The 21,902-nt window shown below is 66.4% G+C and carries 16 protein-coding genes and 1 tRNA gene; 6 read left to right on the forward strand and 11 right to left on the reverse strand.

Annotation, left to right across the window (positions count from 1 at the left end; all coding sequences use genetic code 11):
* Positions 1-55: 55 nt before the first annotated feature.
* From gltB to FHS96_RS11935, 4 genes are all read right to left on the reverse strand, one after another.
* Positions 56-4,585 (reverse strand): glutamate synthase large subunit, encoded by a 4,530-nt coding sequence (gene gltB / locus FHS96_RS11920; protein WP_429591266.1) that lies wholly within the window; start codon positions 4,583-4,585, stop codon positions 56-58.
* Positions 4,582-6,036, reverse strand: coding sequence for an NAD(P)-dependent oxidoreductase (locus tag FHS96_RS11925; protein ID WP_429591269.1), 1,455 nt, complete (start codon positions 6,034-6,036; stop codon positions 4,582-4,584). The genes gltB and FHS96_RS11925 overlap by 4 nt, the downstream gene beginning before the upstream one ends.
* Positions 6,037-6,190: 154 nt before the next feature.
* Positions 6,191-6,991 carry an undecaprenyl-diphosphate phosphatase gene (locus tag FHS96_RS11930; RefSeq protein ID WP_429591272.1) on the reverse strand — a complete coding sequence of 267 codons (801 nt, stop codon included), beginning with the start codon at positions 6,989-6,991 and terminating at the stop codon, positions 6,191-6,193.
* A 122-nt stretch (positions 6,992-7,113) separates the two neighbouring features.
* A complete protein-coding gene (locus FHS96_RS11935) occupies positions 7,114-8,049 on the reverse strand; it encodes a complex I NDUFA9 subunit family protein (protein ID WP_429591784.1) in 936 nt (311 codons plus the stop codon).
* Between the two features lie 99 nt (positions 8,050-8,148).
* Here FHS96_RS11935 and FHS96_RS11940 point away from each other — a divergent pair.
* The 3 genes from FHS96_RS11940 to FHS96_RS11950 all read left to right on the forward strand — a co-directional run bounded on the left by FHS96_RS11940 (position 8,149) and on the right by FHS96_RS11950 (position 9,964).
* Positions 8,149-8,235, forward strand: a tRNA-Leu gene (locus FHS96_RS11940).
* 112 nt (positions 8,236-8,347) lie between these two features.
* Positions 8,348-8,722, forward strand: a complete 375-nt coding sequence (locus FHS96_RS11945) for a 6-pyruvoyl trahydropterin synthase family protein (RefSeq protein ID WP_429591275.1) — start codon at positions 8,348-8,350, stop codon at positions 8,720-8,722.
* Positions 8,723-8,869: 147 nt separating this feature from the next.
* Positions 8,870-9,964, forward strand: coding sequence for a mechanosensitive ion channel family protein (locus FHS96_RS11950; RefSeq protein ID WP_429591278.1), 1,095 nt, complete (start codon positions 8,870-8,872; stop codon positions 9,962-9,964).
* A 48-nt stretch (positions 9,965-10,012) separates the two neighbouring features.
* Here the strand turns inward: FHS96_RS11950 and FHS96_RS11955 are convergent, their stop codons facing one another.
* From FHS96_RS11955 to typA, 4 genes are all read right to left on the reverse strand, one after another.
* A complete protein-coding gene (locus FHS96_RS11955; RefSeq protein WP_429591281.1) occupies positions 10,013-11,398 on the reverse strand; it encodes an alpha,alpha-trehalose-phosphate synthase (UDP-forming) in 1,386 nt (461 codons plus the stop codon).
* Positions 11,395-13,191 carry a glycoside hydrolase family 15 protein gene (locus FHS96_RS11960; RefSeq protein ID WP_429591284.1) on the reverse strand — a complete coding sequence of 599 codons (1,797 nt, stop codon included), beginning with the start codon at positions 13,189-13,191 and terminating at the stop codon, positions 11,395-11,397. The genes FHS96_RS11955 and FHS96_RS11960 overlap by 4 nt, the downstream gene beginning before the upstream one ends.
* Positions 13,188-13,946, reverse strand: a complete 759-nt coding sequence (gene otsB, locus FHS96_RS11965; protein WP_429591287.1) for a trehalose-phosphatase — start codon at positions 13,944-13,946, stop codon at positions 13,188-13,190. Before otsB ends, FHS96_RS11960 begins: the two co-directional genes overlap by 4 nt.
* A 291-nt stretch (positions 13,947-14,237) precedes the next feature.
* A complete protein-coding gene (gene typA, locus FHS96_RS11970) occupies positions 14,238-16,070 on the reverse strand; it encodes a translational GTPase TypA (protein ID WP_429591289.1) in 1,833 nt (610 codons plus the stop codon).
* A 420-nt stretch (positions 16,071-16,490) separates the two neighbouring features.
* On the opposite strand from typA, the gene FHS96_RS11975 reads away from it, so the two are divergent.
* Positions 16,491-17,495: a bile acid:sodium symporter family protein gene (locus FHS96_RS11975; RefSeq protein WP_429591292.1), complete on the forward strand. Its 1,005-nt coding sequence runs from the start codon at positions 16,491-16,493 to the stop codon at positions 17,493-17,495.
* A 69-nt stretch (positions 17,496-17,564) separates the two neighbouring features.
* Here FHS96_RS11975 and sdhA read toward each other — a convergent pair whose 3' ends face one another.
* The 3 genes from sdhA to sdhC are packed head-to-tail and all read right to left on the reverse strand — an operon-like array spanning position 17,565 to position 20,175.
* A complete protein-coding gene (gene sdhA, locus FHS96_RS11980) occupies positions 17,565-19,370 on the reverse strand; it encodes a succinate dehydrogenase flavoprotein subunit (RefSeq protein WP_429591295.1) in 1,806 nt (601 codons plus the stop codon).
* Positions 19,370-19,759: a succinate dehydrogenase, hydrophobic membrane anchor protein gene (gene sdhD, locus FHS96_RS11985; protein WP_429591298.1), complete on the reverse strand. Its 390-nt coding sequence runs from the start codon at positions 19,757-19,759 to the stop codon at positions 19,370-19,372. Before sdhD ends, sdhA begins: the two co-directional genes overlap by 1 nt.
* An 11-nt stretch (positions 19,760-19,770) precedes the next feature.
* The gene (gene sdhC / locus FHS96_RS11990) at positions 19,771-20,175 is read right to left on the reverse strand and encodes a succinate dehydrogenase, cytochrome b556 subunit (protein WP_429591300.1); all 405 of its coding nucleotides are present in this window, start codon (positions 20,173-20,175) and stop codon (positions 19,771-19,773) included.
* 100 nt (positions 20,176-20,275) lie between these two features.
* Between sdhC and FHS96_RS11995 the strand changes: the two genes are divergently transcribed.
* Both FHS96_RS11995 and FHS96_RS12000 read left to right on the forward strand, forming a co-directional pair.
* A complete protein-coding gene (locus FHS96_RS11995; protein WP_429591303.1) occupies positions 20,276-20,962 on the forward strand; it encodes an SDR family NAD(P)-dependent oxidoreductase in 687 nt (228 codons plus the stop codon).
* The gene (locus FHS96_RS12000; RefSeq protein ID WP_429591306.1) at positions 20,952-21,872 is read left to right on the forward strand and encodes a 50S ribosomal protein L11 methyltransferase; all 921 of its coding nucleotides are present in this window, start codon (positions 20,952-20,954) and stop codon (positions 21,870-21,872) included. Before FHS96_RS11995 ends, FHS96_RS12000 begins: the two co-directional genes overlap by 11 nt.
* Positions 21,873-21,902: the final 30 nt, after the last annotated feature.

Genomic DNA, 21,902 nt, shown 5'->3' on the forward strand with positions numbered 1-21,902 from the left:
GCCGTAAGAAAAAGGGGGAGACGCGATCCGCGTCTCCCCCTCAATCTTGCCTTCCTTATTCCGCTGCCGCGACCGGCTGGCGATCGTTGAGCGGCTGTTCCAGCCGGTCGATCATCTCCTTCGGGCAGACCTGCCAGATCTTGTCGCGCCAGCGCAGCCAGTCGTCGAGGATCGTGTTGGACCATTTGCTGTCGGTGGCGACGGCATGCTCAGCGATCAGCGCGCGGCACCGGTTCTCCCAGTGCAGTGATCCGAAGCGCTGCCAGACGATGCTTTCCGGGTTGGCGCGCTTTTCGAACTCGTCGTTCACGTCGAGGATGAACGCCATGCCGCCGGTCATGCCGGCGCCGAAATTGTCGCCGACATCGCCCAGGATCACCGCGGTGCCGTTGGTCATATATTCGCAGCCATTGGCGCCGCAGCCCTCGACCACCACGGTCGCGCCCGAATTGCGCACCGCGAAGCGTTCGCCCGCCTGGCCCGCCGCGAACAGCTTGCCCGCGGTCGCACCATAGAGAACGGTGTTGCCGAGGATCGTGTTGGACTGACTCTCCAGCGGAGAGGAGACCATCGGCCGCACCGTGATGATGCCGCCCGAAAGCCCCTTGCCGACATAGTCGTTGGCATCGCCGAACACTTCCAGCGTCACGCCCTTGCACAGGAAGGCGCCCAGCGACTGGCCGGCGCTGCCGCGCAGGCGGACGCGGACGTGATGGTCCGCCAGCGCCTTCATGCCATAGGCCGCGGTGATCTCCGCCGATAGCCGCGTGCCGACCGCGCGGTGCGTGTTGCGCACCGTGTAGGTCAGCTGCATCTTCTCGCGGCGCTTGAACACCGGCTGCGCGTCATGGATCATCTGCGCGTCGAGGCTGTCGGGTACCTCGTTGCGATTGCCCTCGATGTTGAAGCGGCGCTTGTCGTCGTCCGCATCCACCTTGGCGAGGATCGGGTTGAGGTCGAGATCGTCGAGATGCTCGGCACCGCGGCTGACCTGGCGGAGCAGGTCGGTGCGGCCGACGACGTCGTTCAGGCTGCGATAGCCCAGCCGCGCGAGGATCTCGCGGACTTCCTCGGCGATGAAGGTCATCAGGTTGATGACCTTCTCCGGTGTGCCGGTGAACTTGGCGCGCAGCCGCTCGTCCTGCACGCAGACGCCCACCGGACAGGTGTTCGAATGGCACTGGCGCACCATGATGCAGCCCATCGCGACGAGGCTGAGCGTGCCGATGCCATATTCCTCGGCGCCGAGGATCGCGGCGATGACGATGTCGCGCCCGGTCTTGAGGCCGCCGTCGGAGCGCAGCTTCACGCGGTGGCGCAGCCCGTTCAGGGTCAGCACCTGGTTGACTTCGGACAGGCCCATTTCCCACGGGGTGCCGGCGTACTTGACCGACGTCTGCGGGGAGGCGCCGGTGCCGCCGACATGGCCGGAGACGAGGATGACGTCGGCATGTGCCTTGGCGACGCCCGCCGCGACCGTGCCGATGCCCGCCGAGCTGACCAGCTTCACGCACACCTTGGCGCGCGGGTTGATCTGCTTGAGGTCGTAGATTAGCTGCGCCAGATCCTCGATCGAATAGATGTCATGGTGCGGCGGCGGCGAGATCAGCATCACGCCCGGCGTCGAGTGCCGCAGCCTGGCGATGAACTCGGTGACCTTGAAGCCGGGAAGCTGGCCGCCCTCGCCGGGCTTGGCACCCTGCGCGACCTTGATCTCCAGTTCGTCGGCGGCACCCAGATATTCCGCGGTCACGCCGAAGCGCCCCGAGGCGATCTGCTTGACGTTGGAATTGGCGTTGTCACCATTCTCATAGGGCTGATAGCGGATCGAATCCTCGCCGCCTTCGCCCGACACCGCCTTGGCACCGATGCGGTTCATCGCGATCGCCAGCGTCTCGTGCGCCTCGGGGCTCAGCGCGCCGAGCGACATGCCCGGCGTCACGAAGCGCTTGCGGATCTCGGTGATCGCCTCGACCGAATCGATCGGGATCGCTTCCTTGGCGTAGTTGAACTCCAGCAGGTCGCGCAGATAGATCGGCGGCAAGTCGCGCACCCCCCGCGAGAATTGCAGGTAGGTCGAGTAGCTGTCGGTCGCGACCGAGGTCTGCAGCAGGTGCATCAACTGAGCCGAATAGGCATGCGCCTCGCCGCCGTTGCGGTGGCGATAGAAGCCGCCGATCGGCAAGGTCACCACCGCCTTGTCCCACGCCGCTTCATGGCGGAGCATCGCGTTCAGATGCAGCGAGGCATAGCCTTCGCCGCTGATCTTGGCGGGCATGCCCGGGAACAGATCGTTGACCAGCGCGCGGCTGAGGCCGACCGCCTCGAAATTATAGCCGCCGCGATAGGAGGAGATCACTGCGATCCCCATCTTGGCCATGATCTTGAGCAGGCCGTCGTCGATCGCTTTGCGGTGTCGCTTCAGGCAGTCGGCGAACGGCCGGTCGCCGAACAGGCCGCGACCGTGGCGATCGGCGATCGCCGCTTCCGCCAGGTAGGCGTTCACCGTCGTCGCGCCGACGCCGATCAGCACCGCATAATAATGGGTGTCGAGGCACTCGGCGGTGCGCACGTTGATGCTGGCATAGCTGCGCAGCCCCTTGCGGACGAGGTGGGTGTGCACCGCCGCCGCCGCCAGCACGCCGGCGATCGCCACCCGCTCGGGGCCGACGCCCTCGTCGGTCAGGAACAGCTCGGTCTTGCCCTCGCGCACCGCCTGCTCGGCCTCGGCGCGGATGCGCGCGATCGCCGCGCGCAGCGAATCGGGCGCGCCGCCGGAAGCGAAGGTGCAATCGATTTCCGCGACCTGCTTGCCGAAATGCGCCTTCAGCCGATCCCAGTCGGCACAGGTCAGCACCGGCGAATCGAGCACCAGCACATCCTGCCGGCCGCGTTCGGTGTCGAGGATGTTCGCCAGGTTTCCGAAGCGGGTCTTCAGGCTCATCACCTGCGTCTCGCGTAGCGAATCGATCGGCGGGTTGGTGACCTGGCTGAAATTCTGGCGGAAGAAGTGGCTGATCATCCGCGGCTTGTCGGAAATCACCGCCAGCGGCGTGTCGTCGCCCATCGATCCGATCGCTTCCTTCGCGTCGTCGATCATCGGCGCGAGGATCAGTTCCATGTCCTCCAGCGTCTGGCCGGCGGCGACCTGGCGGCGGATCAACTCGGCGCGGTCCCATTGCGGCGTCGAACGGTCGCCACTGCCGGGCAGGTCGTCCATCGTCAGGAAGCCGCCGATCATGTCGGCATAGGCATGTTCGCCCGCGATCCGGTCCTTGATCTGGCGGTCGTGATAGAGTTCGCCCTCGTCGAGGTCGATCGCGATCATCTCGCCCGGCCCGAGCCGGCCCTTGCGGAGCACGGTCGATTCGGGGACGACGACCATGCCGGTCTCCGAACCCACGATCAGCAGGCCGTCGATCGTCTCGGTATAGCGCAGCGGGCGCAGCGCGTTGCGGTCCATGCCGGCGACCACCCAGCGGCCGTCGGTCATCGCCAGCGCGGCCGGGCCGTCCCACGGCTCCATCACGCTCGCGAGATATTCGTACATCGCGCGATGCGCCGGCGGCATGTCCTCATTCTGCTGCCACGCCTCGGGGACGAGCATCAGCTTGGCGGTCGGCGCGTCGCGGCCCGATCGGCAGATCGTTTCGAACACGGCGTCGAGCGCGGCGGTGTCGCTGGCGCCCGCCGGGATGACCGGCTTGATGTCCTCCGAATGCTCCCCGAAGGCGAGGCTCGCCATCCGGATCTCGTGGGATTTCATCCAGTTCTTGTTGCCGCGGATCGTGTTGATCTCGCCATTGTGCGCGAGCGTGCGGAAGGGCTGCGCCAGCCACCATTGCGGGAAGGTGTTGGTGGAATAGCGCTGGTGGAAGATCGCCACGCGCGAGACGAAGCGATCGTCGGTCAGGTCCGGATAGAAGACCGACAGGCTCTCCGCGAGGAACAGCCCCTTGTAGATGATCGACCGGCACGACAGCGAGCAGATGTAGAAGCCGGAGATCTGGGCCTCGATCACCTTGCGCTCGATCCGCCGGCGGATGAGGTAGAGATTCTTCTCGAACTCGGCGGCATCCTGGTCGGCGGGCATCGGGCCCGCGATCATGATCTGCTCGATCTCGGGGCGCGTCGCCTGCGCCTTCTGGCCGATCACCGAGACGTCGACGGGCACCTGGCGCCAGCCATAGATGGTGTAGCCGGCATCGATGATCTCGCTCTCGACGATCGTGCGGCAGGTTTCCTGCGCCCCCAGATCGGTGCGCGGCAGGAACACCATGCCGACGGCGAGGCGGTTGGGCCGCGGGCGATGGCCCGAATCGGCGATCGCATCGTCGAAGAAGCGCACGGGCAGGTCGACATGCAGGCCGGCACCGTCACCGGTCTTGCCGTCCGCGTCAACCGCGCCGCGGTGCCACACCGCCTTGAGCGCATCGATCGCGCTCGCGACCACGCGGCGCGACGGCTTGCCGTCGGTCGCCGCGACCAGACCCACGCCGCAGGCGTCGCCCTCGAACTCGGGGCGGTACATGCCTTCGCGGGCCAGCCGCTCGCGCTCGGATTCCATGTGCAATATAGTGCTCATGCCGCGACCCTTTCCTTCTGGGCGGCTTCTGCCTTCTTCGTCTTCAAATAGCTGTGCATGCGCTCGGCCACGTCGCGGCCGTCGCGGATCGCCCACACCACCAGGCTGGCGCCGCGCACGATGTCGCCTGCGGCGAACACGCCGTCCACGCTGGTCTGCATCGTCTTATGGTCGACGCGCAGCGTGCCCCAGCGGGTGACCGAGAGGTCATCCGCGCCGAACAGCTTGGGCAGGTCCTCGGCGTCGAAGCCGAGCGCCTTGATCACCAGATCGGCCTCGAGGCGGAACTCGCTGCCCGGATCGGGCTCGGGCGCGCGGCGGCCGCTCGCGTCGGGGGCGCCCAGCCGCATCTTGATCGCGCGCACACCGGCGACATGCTCGGTGCCGTCGAACGCCTCGGGAGCGGAAAGCCAGACGAACTCGACGCCCTCTTCCTCGGCATTCTTCACCTCGTTCTGCGAGCCCGGCATGTTCTGCCGGTCGCGGCGATAGAGGCACTTCACCGAGGCGGCACCCTGGCGGATTGCGGTGCGGACGCAGTCCATCGCGGTGTCGCCGCCGCCGATCACGACGATGTTCTTGCCCTCGGCGTTGAGCGCGCCCTCGTCGAACGCCGGCACCGCATCGCCGAAGCTCTTGCGGTTGGAGGCGGTGAGATAGTCGAGCGCGTCGATCACGCCCGGCGCGCCGACACCCGGCGCCTTGATCGCGCGCGGCTTGTAAACGCCGGTGGCGACCAGCATTGCATCGTGGCGATCGCGCAGCTCGGAAAGCTTGGCATCGCGGCCGACGTCGAAGCCTTCGTGGAAGGTAATGCCGGCATCCTTGAGCCGCTGGACGCGACGCATGACGACATGCTTCTCCAGCTTGAAGCCGGGGATGCCGTAGGTCAGCAGCCCGCCCGCACGGTCGTAGCGGTCGTAGACATGGACCTCATAGCCCTGCGCGCGCAGCAGCTCGGCGGCGGTGAGGCCGGCCGGGCCCGCGCCGATGATGCCGACAGACTGGCCGCGATCGGGGAGGGGGCGGATCGGCTCGACCCAGCCCTCTTCCCACGCGGTGTCGGTGATGAACTTCTCGACCGAGCCGATGGTGACGGCGCCGTGGCCGGAGAATTCGATGACGCAATTGCCCTCGCACAGCCGGTCCTGCGGGCAGATGCGGCCGCAGATCTCGGGCATGGTCGAGGTCGCGTTGGACAGTTCATAGGCTTCGCGCAGGCGGCCTTCCGCCGTCAGCCGCAGCCAGTCCGGGATATGGTTGTGCAGCGGGCAATGCACCGAGCAATAGGGCACGCCGCATTGCGAGCAGCGCGCCGCCTGTTCTTCCGCCTTGGGCACCGCGAACCGCTCGGCGATCTCGCGAAAATCCTCCGCACGCACCTCGGCGGCACGCTTGTCCGGATAGGATTGTCCGGTGACGACGAACTTCAACATGGGATTGTCGGCCATATGCCCTCCTGAGCGTTCGCATACGCACAGGAAAGCGGCCAAGTCACGTGCAAATCGGGCATTAAGTCAGATATGCTGACCTATTTACCGGTAAGTTGTTCGTTTGCGGTGCCGATCTGTAACAGTTCCAAAGACCAGTAGGTCCGAATCGGCCTTATTCGGCCAACAGCCATACCAGCGCGGACGCGCCGGCGATGATTCGGTACCAGGCAAACGGCGCGAAGCCGTAACGGGTGACGACCGCCATGAACGCCTTCACCACCACCACCGCAACGATGAAGGAGACGACGAAGCCGACGCCGATGAGCCCCATCATGTCCGACGTGATCGCGTCGCGATGCTTGAAGAGCTGCAGCACCGTCGCGCCGGTCAGGGTCGGCAGCGCGAGAAAAAAGCTGAACTCGGCGGCGGTGCGGCGATCGATCCCGAACGCCATCGCGCCCATGATCGTCGCGCCCGAACGGCTGACGCCGGGAATCATCGCGATGCACTGGACGAGGCCGATCTTCAGCGACTGGCCGATGCTGACATTGGAGATGCCACCCACTTCCTGCGTTTTCGCCAGCCGTTCGATGATCAGGATGGCGACACCGCCGATGATCAGCGACCAGGCGACAACCACCGCATTTTCGAGCAGCGCATCGATTTCATCGGCGAAGATCAGCCCCAGCGCCACCGCGGGCACGAAGGCGATCAGCAGGTTGCGGACGAAGGCGACCGAATGCTTCTCTCCCTTGAACAGGCCCGAGAGCACTGCAAGGAAGGTGCGCCAGTAGAGCACGACGATCGCCAGGATCGCGCCGGGCTGGATCGCGATGTTGAACACCGCCCAGTCCTCTGCCTTGAAGCCGAGCAGTTCGGTGGCGAGGATCAGGTGGCCGGTCGAGGATACCGGCAGGAATTCCGTAATGCCCTCGACGATACCGAGCAGGATCGCGGTGATGAGGTCCGACATGCGCCAGGCAGGCCTTTCAGTCGCTGGCCGGGCGCCCCGCAGGCGCGGGTTGCCGGGCGGGGAGAAATGTTCGTGGCACGCGCTGCCCGCCCCCAAGGGCGGGCAGCAACGGGGTTATGGGTTCAGGCGACGCTCTTGCGGCCGAACCGGCCGTTGCGCTGGTAGAGCACCAGCCAGCCCGGTGCGATTGCGGCGAGCGGCGTCGCCGTGACGCCGAGGTCGTTCAGACCGGCGGCGCCGGGCGCTACGACATTGTCATGCTGAAGCATCGCCCACTGGTCGCTGGTGATCGGCGCACCCGGCAGCCAGCCCGTCAGCTTGGCGAGCAGGCCGCCGAAGGCATCGGGCACTTCGACGAAATTGGGATCGCGATGCGTCTCGGCCGCAATCCAGCGCTGCAGCTCCATCATGCTGAGCACGTCGGGCCCGCCCAGCTCGAAGGTCTTGCCCGCGAAGTCGTGTGGATTCTCGACTGCCGCGAGAACCGCGCGCGCCACGTCTCCGGCGAACACCGGCTGGAACTTCACGGCAGGGCGCAGCACCGGAACCACCGGTGCGTTCTGCATGCCGGCGAAGCGGTTGATGAACTGGTCCTCGCGGCCGAACACGATCGAGGGGCGCAGGATCGTCGCACCCGGGAAGGCCGCGCGTACCCGCGCCTCGCCGGCTGCCTTGCTGCGGCCATAGGCGGAAGCCGAATCGGCATCCGCGCCGATCGCGGAGATGTGGACCAGCGATTCGGCCCCCGCGCCGGCGGCGGCCTCGGCGATGTTTGCAGCGCCCTCGACGTGGAAGGCTTCGAAATCGCCCTTGAGGATGCCGACGAAGTTCACGACCGAGTCGGAACCCTGCAGCGCGCGCGCCAACGTCGCGGGCTTGCGGATGTCTGCGGCGACGAACTGCGTCTGGCCGAGATTGCCCTGCGACTTCAGATACCACGCGTTGCGCGGATCTCGCTCGACGATGCGCACGCGCCAGCCGGCCTTGAGCAGCGCCCTGGCGGCATAGCGGCCAAGAAATCCGCTGCCGCCCACCAGCGTCACCAGCCTGTTGTCGATGCTCACATTCGCCTCCTGATGTTGCGGTGCACCCTTGCCCCATCGATATGACCGTTGACAAGGCCGCAAGCGACGTCTAGCTGCCGCGGCCTACCCCGTGCCCAGATGGCGGAATTGGTAGACGCACCAGCTTCAGGTGCTGGCGATCGCAAGGTCGTGGAGGTTCGAGTCCTCTTCTGGGCACCATTTCCTTCGGCAACGCCGAAGGGCCCAAAAAGGCCGCAGATGCTGCGGCCTTTTTTCGTTGATCGAGGCGCGAATGCTGGCCGCGCCGCGTGGTTGGAAGACCGGAAGTCGGATGTTCGAACTGAGCAAACAGTTTCGTTTCGAGGCGGCCCACACGCTTGACCGCGTGATCGAGACCGAATCGAGCCGGCGCATCCACGGCCACAGCTATCGCGCCGAGGTTGCGGTGCGCGGCCGGCCCGATTCGATGACCGGCATGATCGTCGACCTCGGCCTGCTCGAACGCGCGATCGCCGATGCCCGGGACGCGCTCGACCATCGTTTTCTCGACGAGATCGAGGATCTGGGGCCGGCGACGATGGAAAATCTCAGCCGGTGGATCTGGGATCGGTTGCGGCCGACCATTGCTCCCCTCGCGCGCGTGACCGTCTACCGCGATTCGAGCGGCGATGCCTGCTCCTATTGGGGCGAAGACGGCACGGCCTGAGCCGAAGAAAACCGGCCTCGTCAGCCGAAAGCGTCCGAAAACCCCAGCAGTCCTCGATCGTTCGGCTTTTCCGCTGCGGTGCAGCGAACAAATCGCCGCGTTGCTCGTTGGTCGGTCTCTGACCGGCGACATGGAAGATGCGGCGGCATGTCGTTCGACTGGGATTTCGAATGGATGCACTGGCTGGCGGTGATCCTGACGATCAGCGTCGCGGTGCTCGCGGCGGTGGCGATCCACTGGCTGGGCATGGCGCTGCTCAGGCGAATCGCGCGACGCACCACGAGTTTCATCGACGATGTGCTGGTCGCCCGGCTCAAGCAGCCGCTGCGCTGGCTGCTGATCGTGATCGCGGTCGGCGCCGTGCAACCCTCGCTCAACCTCGATCCGCCTATCGCCGAAGCCGTCCGCCGCGTGCTGGGGCTGGGCGCGCCGGCGCTGCTCGGCTGGCTCGTCATTTCGATGCTGGGCGCGCTCAACGACATCGCGCAGCGCCGCTACGACATCAGCGTGGCGGACAATCTCACCGCGCGCCGTCGCCGCACCCGCGCCGGCATCCTCTATCGCATCTCGATCTTCGTCGTCCTGTTGATCACCTTCTGCTTGATGCTGATGTCGATCCCCAGCGTCCGCACCGTCGGCGTGACGATCGCCGCTTCCGCCGGTCTTGCCGCCCTTGCGGTCGGTGCCGCGGCGCAGCCTGCGCTCAAGAACCTGATCGCCGGCATCCAGATGGCCTTCACCGAGCCGATCCGGATCGACGACGTCGTCATCATGGACAATGAATGGGGGCGGATCGAGGATATCCGCCTGACCTATGTTGTCGTGCGCATCTGGGACGATCGCCGGCTGGTCGTGCCGGTCAGCAAATTCCTCGAACAAAGCTTCCAGAACTGGACGCGCGAGACCAGCGCGCTGCTCGGCACCGCCTTCCTGCGGCTGGACCACACCGCCGACGTCGCGCGCATCCGCAGCAAGCTCGACGAGGTGGTGAGGGCCAACCCGCTGTGGGATGGCCGGGTGATCGTGCTGCACGTCACCGAGCTTTATGCCGATCATATGGAACTGCGTTGCCTGGTCTCGGCATCGGATGCGGGCCGCGCGTTCGACCTGCGCTGCGACGTGCGCGAGGCGCTGATTACCTGGATCGCGGGGGAAGAGCCGGGCTGGCTGGTGCGCACGCGCGCCGAACTGCGCGGAGACGTGCCGGGGTCGCAACCGGCATATGTGCGGGCGGACGCCTGACCGTATCGCCCCGCCGCCCGTCGGCGGGGCCCAAGGCCCGCCACCGCACTATCCGGCGACCGGCACATCCTCGTTCAGCGCTTCGGTGAAGCGGCGGAGCCACCAGAACACATCCTCGCGCTGGATATTCTCATTCAGCGCCTGCCAGCGCGCGATGCGTTCCTCGCGGGGCATCTTCAGCGCCAGCGCGATCGCATCTGAAATTTCCTCGGCGCTGTAGGGATTGACCAGCACCGCGTCGGTGAGCTGCTCGGCCGCCCCGGCGAAGCGGGAGAGAATCAGCACGCCGGGATCCTCAGGATCCTGCGCCGCGACATATTCCTTGGCGACGAGGTTGAGGCCATCGCGCAATGGCGTCACCAGCCCGATCCGGGCCGCGCGATAGATGCCGGCCAGCACGTCGCGCGGATAGCCCTGGTTTACATAGCGCAGCGGCACCCAGTCGACATCGGCATAGGCGCCGTTGATCCGGCCCGAGAGCCCGTCGAGCGCGGTGCGGATCTTCTGATAGGTTTCAACCGCTGCCCGGCTGGGCGGTGCGATCTGCAGGAGGAACACCTCCTTGCGTTCCTCGGGATGCTCCTGGAGGAAGCGTTCATAGCCCAGGAAGCGCTCTTCCAGCCCCTTGGAATAGTCCAGCCGGTCGACGCCGACGATCATGTCGCGGCCGACCGCGCTGTCGCGCATCTGGCGGAAGCTCAGCCGCGCGCGGGGGGAGGCGGCGAGTGCTGTGAAATCCTCGGCATCGATGCCGATCGGATTGGCGATCATCCGTACGGAACGGCCGTTGAGGGTCAGCGTCTCGCCGTCTGAGCGCGCGCCGAGGATGTTGACCGCGCACTCCTCGAAGCTGCGCAGCCATTCCTCGGTATGGAAGCCGACCAGATCATAGGCGAACAGCGTTTCCAGCAGTTCGCGCGCCTCGGGCAAGGTCGTCAGCAGGCGGGGCGGCGGCCAGGGAATGTGGAGGAAGAAGCCTATCCGGTTGCGGCAGCCGCGCTTGCGCAGCTCCTCGCCCAGCGGGAACATGTGATAGTCCTGGATCCAGATCCGGTCGTCGGGCTCGATCAGCGGCCGCGCGGTCTCGGCCAGCCGCTCGTTGACCCGCTGATAGCCGCCGGCGAAGCTGCGCTCATATTCCGCCAGGTCGATGCGATAATGGAACAGCGGCCACAGCGTCCGGTTGGCGTAACCGTCATAATATTCCTCGATATCATGTTCCTCGAGGTCGACGGTCGCGGTGGTATAGCCATCGCCGCGCTGGAAGCTGATCTGCCCGGTAAATTCCTCGGTCACCTCGCCGGACCAGCCGAACCAGATGCCCCCCGCTTCCCGCAGTGCGGAGGATAGCGCCACGGCAAGCCCGCCCTGCGCCCCCGAATGCGAGGTGGTGGGTGCGGCGACGCGGTTCGAGATGACGATCAGCCGGCTCATCGCGCGGATGTCCATGGTCGACTGAGCAGGCTGGCGCAGTTGATCATCCCCACCAGTGAATAAGTCTGTGGATAATTGCCCCACAACTCATAGGTGCCGGGGTCGATGTCCTCCGAAAGCAGCCCGGCGCCGGTGCGGCGGCTCAGCATCTCCTCGAACAGCGCGCGCGCTTCCTCGCTGCGCCCGGTCAATTGCAGCGCCTCGATGAACCAGAATGTGCAGACGTTGAACGCCGTCTCGGGCATGCCGAAATCATCTTCCTCGGCATAGCGCAGCATGTGCGATCCGCGCCGCAGCCCGGCTTCGACCGCGGCCAGCGTGCCCAGGAAGCGCGGATCGTCCGGCGAGAGGAAGCGCAGGTCGAGCAGTTGCAGCAGGCTCGCGTCGAGGATGCTGCCCTCGAACGTGGCCGACATCAGCTTCTCGTCCTCGCGCCACGCCGCGGTCTCGATGCGTTCGCGGATCTGCGCGGCGCGATCCAGCCAGAACTGGTGCTTCTCGGTGAGGCCCAGCGCATTGGCGGCATTGGCCATGCGATCGCATGCCGCCCAGCACATCGCCGCGGAATAGGTGTGGACGCTCTGGCGCGTGCGCAGCTCCCAAAGCCCGGCATCGGGCTTGTCATGCAGCGCGTAGGCACGTTCGGCGACCTTTTCCAGCGCCTCGAAATCTTCGATGCCGGCCATGCGGAACAGGCGCTGGTCGAAAAAGGCCTGCACGTTGCACAGCACGATCTGGCCATAGGCGTCGTGCTGGATCTGCTCATAGGCCTGGTTGCCGACGCGCACCGGACCCATGCCGCGATAGCCGGGCAGGGCGCTCGCAATCCATTCCTCCAGCCTCGCCTCGCCCAGCACGCCGTAGAGCGGCTGGATATGGCCGCCATGCGCCGAATCGACGATGTTGCGCAAATAGCCGAGATAGCCTTCGAGCACGTCGAGCGCGCCCAGCCGGTTGAGCGCCTGCACCGTGTAATAGGCGTCGCGGATCCAGCAGTAGCGATAGTCCCAGTTGCGGCCGGTATCCGAGCCTTCCGGAATCGAATGCTCGGGTACCGACGTGGTCAGCGCGGCGACGATCGCGCCGGTTTCCTCATGCTGGCACAGCTTGAGCGTGATCGCGGAGCGGATCACCACATCCTGCCATTCCAGCGGCGTGGCAAGGCCGCGCACCCATTCCTGCCATTCGCGCGCGGTTTCGCCCAGCATCCATTCCACGGTGGAACCGACATCGTCCTCGAACCCCTCGTCGGGCCCGAGGAAGAAGTAGAGCGGGCGCTCGACGCGGAACGGCCGTTCTTCCTGGATCAGCCCGACCGCCGCCGAGGTGGTCAGCCGCAAGGTCGTGCTGTCGAGCTTGTAGCGGATATGGTTGGAGCCGCTGGTGGTCTCTACCGGCTCGTCGTTCCAGCCGCGTGTCGGCGCCAGCCGCATGCGGATGCGGGGGCTGCCCGAAACGGGGCGGACGATGCGCGCGAACGCGACCGGCCGATAATATCGGCCACGGCGGCGGAACCGCGGGCAGAAATCGATCACCTCGATCGCATTGCCCGCGGCATCGCTGTGGCGCGTGACGAGGATCGGCGTGTTGCGGCGATAGGATTGCGCCACCGCGATGCCGCCCTCCAGGTCGATCGCCCACACGCCCTTGTCTGGCGAGTTGTGCAGCAGTGACGAGAATAACGGGTCGCCGTCGACGCGCGGCACGCAGCCCCACACGAAGCTGCCGGCGGTGTCGACCAGCGCGCTGACTTGACAATTGCCGATCGGCCAGAGGTCCAGATTGGCGGTCATGCGATCTCCCTGCATGCGGTGTCGAGCCAGACGCGCACCGCGGCCACGTCTGCCAGATGATAGCGCGCATTGGTCGCGCGCGGCGGGCCCACGAGAACGCCAGCGCCACCCAGTGCCTCGGCTGCGACGAAACCCGGCTCGTCGGTATCATCGTCGCCCAGGAACACGGGCAGGCTGCCCTTCATGCCGGGCGAGGCCATCAGCCGATGCAGCGCACTGCCCTTGTCGGCGCCGGCGGCGCGCAACTCGAACATCATCTTGCCGGTCTGGAGCTTCAGGCCGGTGCGCGCGGCAAGGTCATGCGCCAGTTCAGCGGCCTCTTCGGCGGCATCGGGAGCAAGGCGGAAATGGAGGCCGACGCCCAGCGGCTTGCGCTCCACCAGCACGCCGGGGCGGCTGGCGGCGAAACCGTCCATCGCCTTCTCGGCGGTGGTGAGCGTTGCGGGGCGCTCCGGCGCCTCGATACGGCCATCGCCCCAATAGAGTTCGAGTCCGTGGCTCCCTGCGACGGCGAGCGTTTCGACGCCGATCAGCCGCTGGAGTTCGCTCACCGCCCGGCCGCTGATCAAGGCGACGCGACCGCCAAAGGCTTGATCGAGGCAGGCGAGGGTTTGCCGCAACGGATCGTCGACGGAAACCGAATCGGGGGTTGGCGCGATCTCGACGAGGGTTCCGTCGAAATCGAGGAGCAGGCTGGCGCCCGTGAGGATGTCGATCGGCGGAGGAGACAGGCTGTCGGGTGCGCGGAGGGGCATCGGATCCTAAGCTGACGATGGCTGACGCCAGAGTCAAAGCATGACGGATGCGAAATGTTCCGCTGCAGCGCACAAAAATGTGGATCTGGCCTTCTCCCCTTGTGGGAGAAGGATACGGAGACTTGGGTGGCGCGAAGCGTCACCCTAGTCGCAGTTGGATGAGGGGTGCGCTCGCGCAGCGAGCGCGCGGCGCGAGAGCGCCGCATCCCCCTCACCCAGCTACGACTAGGGCCCGCCAAGGGGCGGACCCAAGTCTTCGCAACCCTCTCCCACGGAAGGGAGAGGGAAAAATCACGCCGCCTTCGCGCGCGACGCGCGCTTGCGCTCGTGCGGATCGAGGTGGCGCTTGCGCAGGCGGATCGACTTCGGGGTGACTTCGACCATCTCGTCGTCGTCGATATAGGCGATCGCCTGCTCCAGCGTCAGCTTGCGCGGCGGGGTGAGGCGGATCGCATCGTCCTTGCCGCCCGAGGCGCGGAAGTTGGTGAGCTGCTTCGCCTTCATCGGGTTGACCTCGAGGTCATCCGTCTTGGCGTTCTCGCCGATGATCATGCCCTCGTAGAGCGCCTCGCCGGGGCCGACCATCAGCACGCCGCGCTCTTCGAGCGGGCCGAGCGCATAGGCATTGGCCTCGCCCGCGCCGTTCGAGATCAGCACGCCGTTCTTGCGGCCTTCGATCTGGCCCTTGTGCGGGCCGTACTTCTCGAACAGCCGGTTCATGATGCCGGTGCCGCGGGTATCCGACAGGAACTCGCCATGATAGCCGATCAGGCCGCGCGACGGGGCCGAGAAGGTGATGCGGGTCTTGCCGCCGCCGGACGGACGCATGTCGGTCAGCTCGGCCTTCCGGATCGCCATCTTCTCGACGACGGTGCCCGAATGCTCCTCGTCCACGTCGATCACGACGGTCTCGTAGGGCTCCTCGCGGCCGCCGTTCTCGCCTTCGCGGAACAGCACGCGCGGGCGGCTGATGCCGAGCTCGAAGCCTTCGCGGCGCATCGTCTCGATCAGCACGCCGAGCTGGAGTTCGCCGCGGCCGGCGACCTCGAAGCTGTCGCGATCGTCGGCTTCGGTCACCTTGATCGCGACATTGCTCTCGGCTTCGCGGAACAGGCGGTCGCGGATCATGCGCGAGGTCACCTTGGTGCCCTCACGGCCGGCCATCGGCGAATCGTTGACGGCGAAGCGCATCGACAGCGTCGGCGGATCGATCGGCTGCGCGTGCAACGGCTCGGTCACCGCCGGATCGGCGATGGTGTTCGCCACGGTCGCGATGGTGAGGCCGGCGATCGAGATGATGTCGCCCGCCTTGGCCTCTTCCACCGGAAGACGCTCGAGACCGCGGAACGCCATGATCTTGGAGGCGCGGCCCTGCTCGACGACATTGCCGTCCGAATCGAGCGCGTGGATCGGCATGTTGGTCTTGACGGTGCCCGAGGCGACCAGGCCGGTGAGGATGCGGCCGACGAAATTGTCGCGATCCAGCAGCGTCACCAGGAACTTGAACGGACCGTCCGGATCCGCCTTCGGCGCGGGGACGTGGCCGACGATCTTCTCGAACAGCGGTGCCAGCGTGCCTTCGCGCACATCGGGGGTCTCGCCGGCATAGCCGTTGCGGCCCGAGGCGAAGAGCACCGGGAAATCAAGCTGCTCGTCATTGGCGTCGAGGCTGACGAACAGGTCGAACACCTCGTCCAGCACTTCCTGAGCACGCGCGTCCGAACGGTCGATCTTGTTGACCACCACGATCGGGCGCAGGCCGAGCGCCAGCGCCTTGCCGGTGACGAATTTGGTCTGCGGCATCGCGCCCTCGGCCGCGTCGACCAGCAGGATCACGCCGTCGACCATCGAGAGGATGCGCTCCACCTCGCCGCCGAAGTCGGCGTGGCCAGGGGTGTCGACGATGTTGATCCGGGTGTCGCCCGCTTCGCCATGCCACTCGATCGAGGTGCACTTGGCGAGGATGGTGATCCCGCGTTCCTTTTCCAGGTCATTCGAGTCCATCGCCCGCTCTTCGACGCGCTGGTTGTCTCGGAAGGTGCCCGACTGCCGGAACAGCTGATCGACGAGGGTGGTCTTGCCATGATCGACGTGCGCGATGATGGCCACGTTGCGGAGGCTCATGAAATGCTCGGTCCTGTGCGGAAATGTGGCCGCGCGCCTAGCGGAAATTCCGCGCTGCGGCAAGGGCGGGGTGGCTGAACGCCCGATTCAGGGGGTGTTTGCGGGTGGCAACCACGGGCGTGTGGCCTGCCCTTGTCGGAAAAGGGGCTGCCGCCGCGCGCCCCTTGCCCCTCGGGGAGAGGGGCGGGGAGAGGGAAAGTCGCGCCGAGCGTGAAGCCTTGTAAGGTCAAGCACTCACTATCGGAGCCTTTCCGTCTGAACCTCCTGTTAGCGCGACTTTACCCTCTCTCTGCTCCGCTGCGCGGACCTGTCCCTCTCCCCAAAGGGGCGAGGGAAGAGCGTCCCATGCGCCCCGCGCCAAGAATTTGGGCACCGCCCCACCCTTGTCCCTATCCCCCCGGCGCCCTAATCGCTGGCGCCATGCTCGCCGCCATCAACCGCATCATCCCTGACAAGTTCATCCTCGTGCTGCTCGCGACGGTGGTCGTCGCGACCTTGCTGCCGGCCAAGGGGGTGATGCTCGATGCGATCGGCAACATCTCGACCGCGGCGATCGTGACATTGTTCTTCATGCACGGCGTGAAGATCGCACCGCAGGCGGTGGTCGACGGGTTCCGCCGCTGGAAGCTGCAACTCGCCATCTTCCTGTTCGGCTATGTCTTCATGCCCGCGCTCGGCATGGGGGCCTCGCTGTTGACCGGCAGCGTGCTCGGCCAGGGCTTCGCGCTCGGCCTCATCTATCTGGCGGTGCTGCCGACGACGGTGCAGTCGTCGATCGCCTATGCCTCGATTGCGCGCGGCAACGTCACCGCGGCGGTGATCGCCTCGGCGGTCTCCAACATCTCGGGCGTGGTGCTGGCGCCGCTGCTGGTCGGGCTGCTCGCCAGCGCTCTCCAGACCACGCAGGGCGGCGGTGGCGTCGATGTCAGCGGTATCGGCAAGATCGTGATGATCCTGCTGGTGCCCTTCGCGCTCGGCCAGCTCGCACGGCGCTGGCTCCAGGCCTGGGCGCAGCGCAACAAGGCTTTGATCTTCTATCTCGATCGCACCACGATCGTGATCGCGGTCTATGTCGCCTTTTCGGAGGCGGTGACGGGTGGGCTGTGGAGCCGGGTGACTGGCGTCGAACTGGCCATGCTCGTCGCGGTGGTCGCTGTGATGCTGGCGATCGCCTTCGCCTGCGCCTGGGGGCTCGGCGCGCTGCTCGGTTTCAGCGATGAGGATCGCGCGACGATGCTGTTCTCGGGCGCGCACAAGAGCCTCGCGACCGGTGCGCCGATGGCGCGCATCCTGTTTCCTGGGCCGGAGGCGGGTGCGCTGCTGCTGCCGCTGATGCTCTATCACCAGCTCCAGCTGATGGTGTCGGCGATCGTTTCGGCGCGGCTGGCGCGGCGCGTCGAGAAGGCGGAAGCCGCCGCGGCGTAACGCCCGGTCGAACGCACAAAAAAGGGGAGCGAAACCGCTCCCCTCTCCCAGACCCTTCGGTGTCGCGTCTTAGTAAACGCGCGCCTTCGGCTTGATATACTCGACTTCGTCGGTGAGCGTGTAGTCGTGCACCGGGCGGTAATCGAGCGTGACTTGGCCCTTGTTGAACCACGAAATCGTGTGCTTCATCCAGTTCACGTCGTCGCGCTCGGGGTGATCCTCGTGCATGTGCGCGCCGCGGCTTTCCTTGCGGTTCGCAGCCGAGTGCATCGTCACCACCGCCTGCGGCAACATGTTGTCCAGCTCCAGCGTCTCGATCAGGTCGGTGTTCCAGATCAGCGAGCGATCGGTGATGCCCACGTCCTGCAGGGATGCGTAGACATTGTCGATCAGGCCCAGGCCCTCGCGCAGCAGCTCGGTGTCGCGGAACACGGCGCAGTGCTTCTGCATCGTGTGCTGCATGTTGAGCCGGATCTTCGCGGTTGGCGTGCCGCCCTTGGCGTTGCGATAATGATCGAGACGCGCGATCGCCTTCTCGTCTGCTTCCTTCACGATCGCGCCATGCTTGCTGTTGGGCTGCACCAGTTCCGCGATGCGGAAGCCGGTGGCGCGGCCGAACACGACGAGGTCGATCAGCGAGTTGGAACCGAGGCGGTTGGCGCCATGCACCGAAACGCACGCCGCCTCGCCGACCGCGAACAGGCCGGGGACGACCGCATCCGGGTTGCCGTCGCGCAACGTCACGACTTCGCCGTGATAGTTACAGGGGATGCCGCCCATATTGTAGTGCACGGTCGGCGTCACCGGCAGCGGCTGGCGCGTCAGATCGACGCCGGCGAAGATCTTGCCGGTCTCGGTGATGCCGGGAAGGCGCTCCGCCAGCACCTTGGGATCGATATGGTCGAGGTGCAGGAAGATATGGTCGCCATTCTTACCGACGCCGCGGCCTTCTCGCATCTCCATCGCCATCGAGCGCGACACGACGTCGCGGCTGGCGAGATCCTTGGCGGAGGGGGCGTAGCGCTCCATGAAGCGCTCACCCTCGGAGTTGGTCAGGTAGCCGCCTTCGCCGCGCGCACCCTCGGTGATCAGCACGCCCGCGCCGTAGATGCCGGTCGGGTGGAACTGCACGAACTCCATGTCCTGCAGCGGCAGGCCCGCGCGCAGCACCATGCCGCCGCCGTCACCCGTGCAGGTGTGCGCCGAGGTGGCCGAGAAATAGGTGCGGCCCGATCCGCCCGTCGCCAGCACCACGGCGTGGCTGCGGAAGCGGTGGATGCTGCCATCCTCCATGCAGAGCGCGATCACGCCCTTGCACGCGCCGTCTTCCATGATCAGATCGAGCGCGAAATATTCGATGAAGAAGTCGGCGTCATACTTCAGGCTCTGCTGGTAGAGCGCGTGAAGCATGGCGTGGCCGGTGCGGTCCGCCGCGGCGCAGGTGCGCTGCACGGGCGGGCCGGCGCCCATATTCTGCATGTGGCCGCCGAAGGGGCGCTGGTAGATCGTACCATTGTCGTTGCGGCTGAACGGCACGCCGGCATGTTCCAGCTCGTAGACCGCGGCCGGCGCCTCGCGCACCATATATTCGATCGCGTCCTGATCGCCCAGCCAGTCCGACCCCTTGACGGTGTCGTACATGTGCCAGGTCCAGTGGTCCGGCGTGTTGTTGCCCAGGCTCGCCGCGATGCCGCCCTGCGCGGCCACGGTGTGGCTGCGCGTCGGGAACACCTTGGTGATGCAGGCGGTGCGCAGGCCCTTCTCGGCGCAGCCCATCGTCGCGCGGAGGCCCGAGCCGCCGGCACCGACGACCACCGCGTCATAGATATGGTCGATGATCTGGTAGGCCGGACCGGTGTTGTTCGTGTCGGACATCAGGCCGGAACTCCCACGAAGGCGATCTTGGCGATCGAGAACAGCGCGAGCGCAGCCCCGCCGATCGCATAGAAATTGAGCAGAACGAGGGTGAACACCTTGGTTCCTTCCTCGTGGACATAATCCTCGATGCACACCTGCAGGCCGAGGCGCAGGTGCCAGAAGACGCTGACCGTCATCAGCATCAGCGGCACCGCGACCAGCGGGCTGCCGATCCAGCCGGTGACGATCGCATGATCAAGCGACGGCAGCCGCATGAAGGAGAAGATCAGCCACAGCACCATCACCAGGTTGCCGACCGCGGTCAGCCGCTGCTGCAGCCAGTGCTGCACACCATGCCGTGCCGAGCCAAGCCCGCGGACGCGGCCGATACCGGTTCCCGTTCCCATCTGCTTTCTCCTCAGCGACCGAAGATGAAGTAGGACCACACCAGCGCGGTCAGGATCGGGGCGGCGATCACGATCGCCTGCGCCCAGCTCTTGTTCGTCTTCAGTTCGTAACCGGCGCCGGTATCGAGCACGAAGTGGCGCAGGCCCGACAGCATGTGTTCGAAGAAGGACCAGGTCAGCCCGATGCCCACGATATAGCCCAGCGCGCCACCCGCGAAACCGGTGAGCAGCCACAGGAAGCCGTCATAGCATTCCTTGCCGATCGCCGCGGTCGTCAGCCAGGTGATGAACAGCAGCCCGCCGACGATCGCCATGCCGTCTCCGGTGACCCGGTGCAGGATGGAGACCAACATGTGCGGCCCCCATCTCCAGATGCTGAGATGCGGTGAAAGTGGACGCGCCGCCTTGTGCGCCATAGCTGGTGGCCCTTTGTTATTTGCGCGTCCCCTTTAACCGAACGATGCCGTGATGCAACCGCCCCTTCCGCCCGCGGGCCGGAGCCTTTAGACGCGCCGAATGACGAATATTCTTCTCACCGGCGCCACCCGCGGGATCGGCGCCGCGGCCCGCACGGCGCTCGAAGCGGCCGGCGCCACCGTGATCGCCTACGGCTCGGCCGCCGGCGATTTGTCCGATCCCGCGATCGCGCCTGCGCTGTGGCAGCGCGCGCTGGACGCGGCGGGCGGCCGCATCGACGTGCTCGTCAACAATGCCGGCGTTTTCGAAGCGGCGCCGCTCGACCTCGACGACGATGCCTGGCTGGCGTCGTGGGAACGCACGATGGCGATCAACCTCACGGCCGCGGCGCAGTTCTGCCGGCTGGCGGTGCGCCATTTCCAGGGCGCTGGCGGCGGCCGCATCGTCAATGTCGCGAGCCGCGCCGCCTATCGCGGCGACAGCCCGGCGCACTGGCACTATGCTGCTTCCAAGGCGGGCATGGTCGGCATGACCAAGAGCATCGCGCGCGGCTATGGCGGGCAAGCCATCCTTGCCTTCTCGGTCTGCCCCGGTTTCACGATGACGGGGATGGCGGAGGATTATCTGGCCAGCCGCGGCGGCGACAAGCTGCTCGCCGACATCCCGCTCGGCCGCGTCGCCGATCCCGAGGAGATCGCATCGGCGATCCGCTATCTGGCGCTTGAGGCACCGGCCTCGATGACGGGCGCTGCGATCGACATCAATGGAGCGAGCTATGTCCGCTGATAGCTGGAAGCTGACCCTGCCCTGCACCCGCGCCGAGGCCGACGCGGTGGCGGAGGATATCGGCGCGCTGGCGATGCTCGAACCGCCGCCGGTGCTGATGGTCACCGAGCCCGACGAGGACCGGCCGGACGACTGGGAACTGGTCACCTATTTCGAGACGAAGCCCAACGCTAAGACGATCGCGATGGTCGCGGCGCTCGCGCCCTCCTCCGCCGGCACCAAGCCGGTGCTCGAGCATTTGCCCGCCGCCGACTGGGTGACGATGAGCCAGTCGGGCATCGAACCGGTCAGCGCCGGTCGCTTCTACATCCACACCTCGACCAACGCCGGTGAGGTTCCGCCGGGCGCTAAAGCCTTCCTGATCGAGGCCGGCCTCGCCTTCGGCACCGGCCAGCACCACACGACCTCGGGCTGCCTGGAGATGCTCGACGGAATGCGCCGCCGCGGCGAGGTCTATCGCTCACTGCTCGATCTCGGCACCGGCACCGGCCTGCTCGCCTTCGCGGCGATGCATCTCTGGCCGCTGGCGCGCGCCACCGCGTCGGACATCGACCCGATCTCGATCGACGTCACCCGCGAGAACGCCGTCGCCAACGCCGTGCCGCTCGGCCGCGGACCCGGCCAGCTCGACCTGATGGTCGCGGACGGTCTGGAGCATCGCCGCCTGATCAGCCGCGCGCCCTATGAACTGGTGATCGCCAACATCCTCGCCGGGCCGCTGATCGAGATGTCGCCGCAGATCGCCGCCGCGGTCGACGATGGCGGCACCTTGATCCTCGCTGGGCTGCTGCAGACGCAGGCCGATGCGGTGGCGGACGCCTATCGCCGGCAGGGCATGCGGCTCGCCGGCCGGATCGACAAGAGCGACTGGCCGACGCTGCGCATGATCAAGCGCCGGCGGGTGCGCTAGAGGGGAAAACAGGGTGAAACTGTGGGGAAG

It is taken from the genome of Sphingomonas zeicaulis, assembly GCF_050433225.1.
GTDB classification, from domain to species: Bacteria; Pseudomonadota; Alphaproteobacteria; order Sphingomonadales; family Sphingomonadaceae; genus Sphingomonas_D; species Sphingomonas_D zeicaulis.